This window comes from Granulosicoccus sp. 3-233, assembly GCF_052681095.1.
Genome location: NZ_JBQYLE010000002.1, coordinates 607,166 through 616,758, shown reverse-complemented (window position 1 = coordinate 616,758; position 9,593 = coordinate 607,166). Strand labels below are relative to the sequence as shown.

General features: G+C 56.2%; 4 protein-coding genes. 1 reads left to right on the top strand and 3 read right to left on the bottom strand.

Features of this window, described 5'->3' with window-relative positions:
- Positions 1–6,404: cadherin-like domain-containing protein (locus ACUNV4_RS07550; RefSeq protein ID WP_430877898.1), on the bottom strand; the 6,404-nt coding region annotated here is incomplete at its 3' end.
- Between the two features lie 232 nt (positions 6,405–6,636).
- On the opposite strand from ACUNV4_RS07550, the gene ACUNV4_RS07545 reads away from it, so the two are divergent.
- Positions 6,637–7,998, top strand: coding sequence for an alpha/beta hydrolase family protein (locus ACUNV4_RS07545; protein ID WP_430877897.1), 1,362 nt, complete (start codon positions 6,637–6,639; stop codon positions 7,996–7,998).
- Positions 7,999–8,086: 88 nt separating this feature from the next.
- On the opposite strand, the gene ACUNV4_RS07540 is transcribed toward ACUNV4_RS07545, so the two are convergent.
- Both ACUNV4_RS07540 and ACUNV4_RS07535 read right to left on the bottom strand, forming a co-directional pair.
- Entirely contained in the window at positions 8,087–8,584 is a 498-nt protein-coding gene (locus tag ACUNV4_RS07540; RefSeq protein ID WP_430877896.1) for a GNAT family N-acetyltransferase, read from the bottom strand.
- Positions 8,585–8,650: 66 nt separating this feature from the next.
- Complete coding sequence (locus ACUNV4_RS07535; protein ID WP_430877895.1) at positions 8,651–9,538, bottom strand: crotonase/enoyl-CoA hydratase family protein; 888 nt, start codon at positions 9,536–9,538, stop codon at positions 8,651–8,653.
- Positions 9,539–9,593: the final 55 nt, after the last annotated feature.

Below are 9,593 nucleotides of genomic sequence, written 5' to 3'. Positions count from 1 at the left end.
GGTTCAGGTTCAGGTTCAGGTTCAGGTTCAGGTTCAGGTTCAGGTTCAGGTTCAGGTTCAGGTTCAGGTTCAGGTTCAGGTTCAGGCTCGGGCTCAGGTTCAGGTTCAGGTTCAGGCTCGGGCTCGGGCTCGGGTTCAGGCTCGACCGGGTTGGCAGGCTCTGCCTTCGGTTCGATCTGCAGGACCAATTGCAATTCCGCCCTGCCACCACGACCATCATCTGCCAGCAGGTTCACCGGCAATGAATCGATTTCTTCAGGCACATCGCCAAGCGAAACGGACAAGGCATCCGCATCGAACAGTATCCAGGGTGGCAGTTGCTCACTATCACGCTGCACCAGTGAATAGGCAAGTGCATCACCGTCCTGGTCGAAGAACCAGTCTGCTGCAGGCAGCGTTGTCGAGACCTCATGTCCCACGCTGAGTGCCTGTGGTTCGCTCTGCACCACCGGCAGATCATTCATGTCCTGTGCAACGATGACCATCTGCTGACTGACAGAACCTCCTGCACCGTCAGAAACAGTAACAGTCAGGATCAGTTCAGGCTCTTGCTCATGATCCAGACTTGTTTCCGGTTTCAGGCTGATCAGATCGCCCTCTATCAGGAACCTGTCATCACTCAGCGACGGTGTCAGTACATCGTCGGCATCCGTGTCGGTGAATGATATCGTCGCAAGCCTGGCACCTGGAAGATTTTCCGCAACCTCTACCTGCGCAGCGGCATCCAGCACCGGTGCCTGATTGACATTCTCGATCATGATCGAGAACTCCACCGCTTGGGAACTCGCCCCTTCGGAATCCACCGCCTTGACTGACAATGCCAGCAATCCGGTGTCCGCATCCGACGGGGTACCGGACAATGTCCCGATCGATTCGTCAAACGTCAGCCAGGACGGCAAGGCAGCACCATCCGCCTGGGTAATCTCCCGGACAAGCTGGTCTTCATCGACATCACTGAAAAGGTCTGCATCCAGCGTCAACAGAAATGGTTGCGCTTCCACGGCAACCTGGTCATCGATGCTGCCGGTGAGTACCGGAGAGGAGTTGCCGCTGATACTGATCGTTACTGTCGCAGCCAGGGAAACATTCCCACCGGCATCCTCGATCGTGTACGTGAAGCTGTCGCTGAATGTTTCGCTGCCATCATGATGGTATTCAAAGGTGCCGTCTGCATTGACGACCACCGTGCCATTCAATGGCAGCTGCTGCAGACTGGCCATGAGAACGCCCACCGGCTCGTCCAGATCAACAGCGCCCTGCAACAGGCTTTGTGCACCAGAATCGAGATCGTTCAGAACCTCTCCACGAGCGCCCGACAATTGATGATCCGCCGCTTCAGGCGTTTCATCGTCAACCGGCGTTACCGAAAACAGCAGGCGCTCGACAGGCAGTTCGGTGGAAGCATCAGACACCGTGACGCTGAAACCAGCTTCCTGCGAAGGCTCCGCTCCATCGTGATCGAACACTACCTTGTCTGCCAGCAAGTCTGCGTGAGTGAAACGATTGCCGACAACTTCATCGACGATCAGTGTGCCCGACTCCAGGTCGCTGACGATATAGACTATATCGCCATGGGCAGTATCATCATCTTCCACGCCGAAATGCTCGGCCTTCAAGGTCAGCAAGTCACCTTCCTGTATCTGCACGTCCGGCATTGGCTGAATGACCGGTGGATCATCGACATTGCTGACCGCGACCTCGAAGATCAGCCCCGTCAATTGAGTGGTTTCATCCTCGAGTGTGAAGGTGAGGCTGTCGGTCCAGTTGTCCTCCACACCCACATGGTGGCCCTTGTCCTTGTAGATCACCAACTCGTCAATCAGATCCTGCTCGGTGAAGCTCGAACTGACACTGCCATCGACCCGTAGTTCGCCCACCGCCGGATCGATGTTGAAGGTATAACGAATATTCGATGGATCGGTATCCGGGTCATTCGCCGTCAGTTCGGCCGTGGTGATGGGGACAGTCGCGTCTTCCTGTACCGAGACACCATTGATGATCGGAGCGGGCTCATCATCGACATTACTGACCGCGACCTCGAAGATCAGCCCCGTCAATTGAGTGGTGTCATCTTCGAGTGTGAAGGTGAGGCTGTCGATCCAGTTGTCCTCCACACCCACATGATTGCCATGGTCCTTGTAGATCACCAGCTCGTCAATCAGATCCTGCTCGGTGAAGCTCGAACTCACACTGCCATCAACCCGTAGTTCGCCCACCGCCGGATCGATGTTGAAGGTATAACGAATATCCGATGGATCGGTATCCGGGTCATTCGCCGTCAGTTCGACCGTGGTGATGGGGACAGTCGCGTCCTCCTGTACCGAGACACCATTGATGATCGGAGCGGGCTCATCATCGACATTGCTGACCGCGACCTCGAAGATCAGCCCGGTCAATTGAGTGGTTTCATCTTCGAGTGTGAAGGTGAGGCTGTCGGTCCAGTTGTCCTCCACACCCACATGATTGCCCTGGTCCTTGTAGATCACCAGCTCGTCAATCAGATCCTGCTCGGTGAAGCTCGAGCTCACACTGCCATCGACCCGTAGCTCGCCCACCGCCGGATCGATGTTGAAGGTGTAACGGATATTCGATGGATCGGTATCAGAATCATTCGCCGTCAGTTCGGCCGTGGTGATGAGGACAGTCGCGTCCTCCTGTACCGAGACGCCATTGATGATCGGTGCGGGCTCATCATCGACATTGCTGACCGCGACCTCGAAGATCAGCCCGGTCAATTGAGTGGTTTCATCTTCGAGTGTGAAGGTGAGGCTGTCGGTCCAGTTGTCCTCCACACCCACATGATTGCCCTGGTCCTTGTAGATCACCAGCTCGTCAATCAGATCCTGCTCGGTGAAGCTCGAGCTCACACTGCCATCGACCCGTAGCTCGCCCACCGCCGGATCGATGTTGAAGGTGTAACGGATATTCGATGGATCGGTATCAGAATCATTCGCCGTCAGTTCGGCCGTGGTGATGAGGACAGTCGCGTCCTCCTGTACCGAGACACCATTGATGATCGGTGCGGGTGGATCATCCTGAACGAGAATATCGATCTCGAATTCGACAGGCCCCTGAACATGAGCACCGCTATTGAGCGTAAACCGAAAACCGGCAGAAACGGAAGGGTCAGTACCGTCGTGAGTGAAATAGATCAGGCCGGCTTCCAGCTCAGCCAGAGTAAACTCGTCAATACTCGATCCGTTCGACATGACGCTACCTTCATTCTCCTGAACGACATTGATGGTGATCTCGTCAGCTGGAGTATCCGGATCGTCAATTCCGAAATGCGTGTTATCGAGATTCAGGGTGCTCCACCGAGCAATCTGCGGTACCGGCGCCAGATCGATGACCGGTTCATCATCAATATTGTCGATGCTGAAGACAAAGGTCTGGTTGGACAGTACAGTCGTGCCGTCAGAGACACTGAATTCGAACTGATCCTGCCAGCTGTCCTGAAACCCCGTATGCTCACCATTGTTGTCATACACAACCAGTCCATCATCAATATCCTGTTGGCTGAAGCTGTTGGCAATCGTACCATTGACCAGGATATCGCCCTCGACAGGAAGTGTCGTCACCGTGTAGATCAGTTGCGCCGCACTGCTGTCACTATCCTGGTACGACAGCGCAGTATTGTCGATGACAGGGTTCTGCCCCTCCAGCAGCGCCACTCCTGTATTGTATTCCTCAATCGGTCCATGACTGAGCACACTCATGTACGCCAGTGAGGACGCGGTTCCGAGCCCACTGTGAATGACCTGCACATCCCCGAGTTCCTCATCGAAGGACAGGATCTGACCGCCATCACCCGATCCTGTGGCTATCAGCACACGATCGTTCATCGGATCGAAGGTGATGCCTTCAACAGTCTCGGCTACATACACTGCCGACAGAGGGGTCGGAGATGTCGTATCCGTATCGGCAACAGCCAGAATGCCTTCATTGGCGGTCGACTCGGAGTCTACCCAGTAGACACGGCTACCATCAGCATTCAGAACCAGCGCACTGTCCTTGCTGATATCGGAAACCGCATCGATCTCCAGTGTGAAGCGTTCATTGGTGTCCCGATCGTATACCTCGAGGGCGGTTTCGTTGATGAAGGTAATCAATATGGTGAGCTGTTCTTCCAGCCAATAGAGACGATTGCTGACTGGATCGAATTCGACGTCAGTCGGCGATGACTCTATCCTGTCGAGTGCATCATTCTCCGTCTCGAAGCTGCCATCGCTCAGGTCGAAGGTGACGATTCTGTGATTGGTGGGTTGACGGTCGCTCATGAAGACCTCACCCTCGGCGATATTCAGGGCAAATCCGTAGATGTTCAGACCCGTATTGAAATGTGTCTGGATACCACTGCCATCCAGAGCGGCACTGCGAAAATCCCCCGAATCCTTTTCCAGCCAGTAAACTCGCTCGCTGCCGAAATCCACTTCCATGTCGATCAATTCGTCGTCGATTCCGCTGACAATCGTCTGTACATGATTGCCTTCCACATCCGAACGGAATATCGTGTCCGATCCATCCGTCCAGAAAAGCAGGCCTGCCGATTCGGAGGACTCATATGCCCCGATATCCGGTATCTGGTCCACAGCATTGCCGTTTGCTGCCGTCACGGCAGTTGTGGTGCCCCCCCTGTTCAACAACAGGCTACCGGCCAGCGTGGCATGGGTCTGCACCTTGCCGCTACCGCTTGCCAATGCGGCCAGCATGGGGTCGCTTGCCACGATATCCGTGTCCAGAAGCGTATTCCCGGAAGGATTTTCGATGAAATTGAATCCCAGAGAAACAATGTTGCCATCGACCTGGTATTCATCGACATCGGCATTGGTGGACGTGTTATCGGCAAGTACCGTGTTTCTCAGCGAGATGACTTCGGAACCGGTGATATAGATTCCGCCTGAGGTATACCCATCGGTGTTCTGGACGATCGTGCTGTTCTCGATCTGCATGGCCCAGTTGGTATCGATCGCCCCGGCGTCTTCAGCACTGTTTCCGGAAATCGTCACATAATCCAGACTTGCATTGCTACCCGGCCCCCTGTGGTGAAATCCCCCACCCCTGGCATCCGCCACATTACCGTTGATCGTGACTCGATCCAGATCCACAGACTCATCATTGTGAATACCGCCACCATCACCTCCCGTCGTATTGAAGGCGATGGTCGAATCAACCACGATCAGACTGCCGATGTTGGAAATCCCGCCCCCATCATCATCCGCATGGTTGTTTCTGATTGTCACGGAATCGAGCAGTGCCGTGCCGTTCTGGTCGACTCTCAGCCCACCCCCTTCGCCCGACTCATCGCCACCTGTCAGGGTCAACTCCCTGAGGGTCACATCGGCATCACCCAGGACATGGACCACCCGCCCCTCGACCTGTTGATCGATCACCGTGGTCGCGGTACCGCCTCCCGAGATGGTGAAACTGCCATCGAGATCCAGATCCCCCTTGTGCCCGCCATCTTCAGCGGCATCCCCGGCACCGATGGTCAACTGGTACGTGGTGTTGGCGGCCAGTTCTATCAACGATACGGAGGCGTCGTTGTTGGCGACGATGATCGCTTCACGCAAGGAAATGGCATTGTCCGCACCCGGATTGCTCTCAAGAGCGGCCAGCGAGTCAAGATCCGGGGCATCGAGGACATCCAGCTCCGTCGTGACCACGATACTGTTCAGACTACCCTGCCAGTCTTGCATCATGGCGTCGTCGAGAATTCTGGTATCGACCTCCCCGATGCTCCATTCCAGATCCCAGTCGCCACCGCGATCGACATGCCCCGTCGTGTCATCGCTGGCGGCAACATCGGCGGTCGTCAGCTCGGCGATACGGGCAAGAAACTGCTGGCTGTCGGCATCATCGGCCAATGAGCAGCCATACAGCAGAAGATCCGCCTCATTGGACAATGCCTGTCCCCAGGCTGCCAATTGATCCTCCACTGCATTGATCGATACACTGTCTATCGTGCTCGATCCCAGGGAAAAACCATCGTTGGCCGCATGGGAGAAGATCATCACCGAGTCAAGATCGGAATAGCCCGCCAGCACTCTGCCGGCCTGCGCTATGCCATCTTCGTCTGCATCCACGGTATGCACCTGTATCCCCTGTTCCTGCAAGCGACCGGTCAGCTCGAGAACATCGGGAACGTCACTATCGACGAAGGCAATCCTGCCTGTGCTGCCTTCTGATGGCGCTGTCAACAGGCTTGCCAGGGACGCTGCCGTCAGTTGATCCTGCTGCAACTCATCCTGAAGATCATCACCATTGTCCAGCGCAACCGCCAGACCCAATGGATGATCGGCGGAGTACAGCAAGCGCTGCTCGAGTGGATCGATCAGTGTCGGTGATGCCTTGGGCCGGTTCGACTGTGTGCGAAAGGATTTGAACATCACCTGCATTCGGGACATGAGAGGGTGCACCGTCCGCCACTGCAGGATGTGCTCCAAGTCATTTCCCCGGCATGCCAGCGAGGCTCGAACAGACGTATCTTGTTTCAAAACTGAGAAGTCGTCGTGAACCTGCTTGCCCGCAGACCGACCGGATTGCCCCGCCAGAGACGCATGAACAGACAATTGATTCATGGTTGTGTCATTGGAAAATGCGTGTAATAGTGAGAATTCAACCCACGGAGAATTCACCATGCTACTCACGGGACGCACCCGTCCAATGGGCACACTTGCCCTGATGACAACACTGATGGCGACAATGTTTGCAGCCCTGCCTGCGCATTCCGAAAACCGGATAGACACGCAGCGTCCTGATGCTCCGGAACTGGCAGCGTATGGCAGCCATGAAGTCGGCACACGCCCGCTGACACTGACCAATCCCGATCAGGTCAACGTACTGGCACTGGACCCGTCGGTAGACGCGCCGGATCCTCTGCCAACCCATGATCGTGAGCTGGTCGTGCAGATGTGGTACCCATCGTATCCGGGAGCCACCGGCAGCAAGACACTGAGAGCCTTCCTGCGAGATCCGACCATCGAAGTCGACCTGCACGGCCAGGCCACTCTCTGGGCTGCCCCGGTCATCAATTCCGAGCCATTCCCGCTGGTGATCGTCTCTCACGGATATCCGGGTAACCGTTTCCTGTTGTCCCATCTGGCAGAGAACATCGCCTCGAAAGGCTATGTGGTCGCCTCCATCGATCATACCGACTCCACCTATCGCACTCAGGCAGCCTTCGGCTCGACGCTGCGCAACCGATCGCTGGATCAGATCTTCGTACTCGAGGAAATGACGCGGCTGAATGCCGACCCTGCCAGTTTCCTGCATGGTCTCATCGATACTGACAACACAGCCGTCATCGGCTACTCGATGGGCGGATACGGTGCTGTCATCACTGCCGGTGGCGGCGTGACGGCCGCAGCGGTCGACTTCCCCTTCAGTCCACCTCACGGCACACTGGGCATCCACCAGAGCGGTAGTGACTCACACAACAATCTGCCGGACCCCCGAATCAAGACAGCCATCGCGTTTGCCCCCTGGGGACGAAATACCGGCTTCTGGGACGCGGAAACACTCCAGGGTGTACAGATACCAATGCTCTTCGTTGCCGGTTCGGAAGATGACGTATCGCTCTACGAGGGTGGTGTACGCGATATATGGAAGGAAAGCATCAACATCGATCGTGCGCTGCTGACCTTCGAGCATGCCAACCACAACGCCGCTGCGCCCTATCCGGCACCTGCAGAGAGCTATGCCTTCAGTCAGCAATTGGGCTTCGCCCCGTTCGGGCACTACGCCGATGCCGTCTGGGATACCGTCAGGATGAACAACATCGCCCAGCACTTCACCACTGCCTGGCTGGATCGCTATCTGAAGAGTGATATCGACAAGCAAGCCTATCTGGAGCTGATCGAGGATTCGAATGACGGTGTGTATGCCACCAACGATGATGGCAGCTTCGCCGAAGAGCACACGTACTGGAAAGGCTTCGAAGCACGTTCGGCCAAGGGCCTGATGTTCGAATGGATGATGGCAGGAGAATCGGCCGAATAAAGGCTGACTGTCATGCTCCGGATCCGGAGCTGGAGGAAACACAGGGCACGCCCTGTGTCTTCCCGCCCCGGATCCGGATGTTCACCAGCTACTTCACCATGACATCGAATTCAAGCGCATGGCCGTAGTGATCAACGCAAGTCCTGGATAAACAACGAAACCCCTGACGCTCATAGAAGCGTCGCACCTGAGGCCGATGAATCGAGACATGGGCAAACAGGCGTTCTGTGGTCCGTGCCTGCAAGTCCGTCAACAGCCGGCTACCCACCCCCTGTTGCCGATGTTCGGACAACACCTCCAGCATCGTGATCAGGCTCAGCCCCTGCATCGATCTGCAAGCAGCGACCCCCACCGGTCTGGTGCCGATCAGGGCAAGTTGCACCTGCTGACCCTCCCCCGGATAAAGCTCGTCTGTCACCAACAACCTGTTCACCAGCGCATGCGCAGCAGCTTCGCCGATGTAATCGGCATACTGCTCGATCCAGGAAACATGCAAGGCCTCGAGAAACGTTGCATCCCGAGGCCAGGCAGTGACCAGAGTCTGCAGGCCGACATCAGTGGCCGGTTCGTCCTGATCAGCCGTCATGTCGATCACTCACACCAGCGCATGTCCTGGCAGCCACATTCCGCCGTCAGCCGGATACGGCCTTTCTCATGACAGTCCGATGGGATCATCATCCGTCATTTTTCCGGGCAACGAGGTGAAGTTACCAGCACGCTTCTCCTTGCCGGCCATCATCGCCTCCATCACCTCCGACTGCTCCAGAAATGCCGCATTCCAGACGGATACGTAATCCAGCGTATCGGCAACCGAATGATCTCTGGCGTGCAGAATCATCTGCTTGCAACCGTGGACTGCCATCGGCGCTTTCAAGGCGATCTCTCCGGCAATCTTCATGACCTCGTCCAGCAGCTCCTGCTGCGTCTCGTAGAGCCGATTCACCAGACCGTACTGCAGCGCTTCGTCTGCCGTCAGCTTGCGTCCGGTATAGGCCAGTTCCCTGACCATGCCGTCGGGCATCAACTTGCAGATACGCGGAAACGTACCCACGTCGGCTGTCATCGCCAGATTGGTTTCATGAATGGTAAAGAAGGCATCACGAGTGGCATAGCGCATGTCGCAGGCGGCAGCGAGATCGACACCCGCGCCTATGCATCCCCCCTGGATGGCTGCCAGGACAGGAATGCGAGCCTCCTCCAGGACACTGAAACTGTGTTGCAGCCGTTTTATGGTGTCGCGCAGCCTGATCGCCCGCTGTCGTGGGTCAGATTGCTGTCTCGGCTCACTGTCTGAGAACGCAGCCTCGGCACTGGTGGATGAGCCTGCCGTGAACACCGACAAGTCCATACCACTGCTGAAATGCGGGCCGGTAGAGGATAATACAACAACGCGCACATCACCATCGGACTGTAGCTGCTCCATCAGAGCGGGAAGCTCACTCCAGAAAGACGGAATCATGCTGTTTCGCTTGTCCGCACGGGACAACTGCAAGTGCGCAATGCGATCATGGACCTCAAGCTCGAAACACTCTGCCTTCACGACATTCTCCACAACCACTGACAAGCGGCCAATCGGTTTTTTCGAAGATCACCGA